The following is a 669-nucleotide window of genomic DNA, read 5'->3' on the forward strand; positions in this document are numbered from 1 at the left end:
ATTATATCTCTTCAAGAAAAGGGAATCGAATATATGCAGAGAGTTATTGAAGATTACCCTGAAGAAGATTCAAGTACTATTTTAGGACATGAACAATTAGGAGATTACTACTTAAAGAATAATTCTTTTATTAAAGCAGAGAAGCACTTTCGAATCGTAATTGAAAATTATTACTCAAAAAATAGAAGTGGGACAACAGGACTAGCTGATTTAAAATTATGTCAAACAATTCTAGAATCGGAGCAATCTGAAAAATATAAAGATGCTTATGAAATAGCAACTGAAAAGTTTGAGAAAACAGGTGGTGAATTAATGATGAATAGTGACAAATTTTACTATGCTGATTTAATGGCTAATTTATGCTATAGAATGGACAGAAAAGATGAAGCCTCTGAATTTGCTATTTCAGCTTTGGAACTATCGAATATTACTGAACCTCAGTTTAATCGACATAAAACTGTTGGATTGATTAAAGCTAAAATGGAGCAGTTAAAACGATTAGAAAAAATTAAAGAAAAGAAATCCCTGGTTAAAACAACAGCTAAAAATAATAGTAGTTTAGGTGCCAAATTGAAAAATTTATTTAAAAAATAAAGGTTTATCTATTTTTTACTGAACTATTAACCCACGCTAGTGGGAGCGTCACGCTCGAACCCACAAAGAAAATAA

General features: G+C 30.2%; 1 protein-coding gene. It reads left to right on the top strand.

Translation table 11 applies throughout. The features are described from left to right. Nucleotides 1-594, top strand: a 594-nt coding sequence (locus IU405_RS00775) for a hypothetical protein (protein WP_231749425.1), incomplete at its 5' end; no start/stop codon positions are given. Nucleotides 595-669: the final 75 nt, after the last annotated feature.

Source organism: Polaribacter sp. BAL334 (assembly GCF_015767435.1).
Lineage (GTDB): Bacteria > Bacteroidota > Bacteroidia > Flavobacteriales > Flavobacteriaceae > Polaribacter.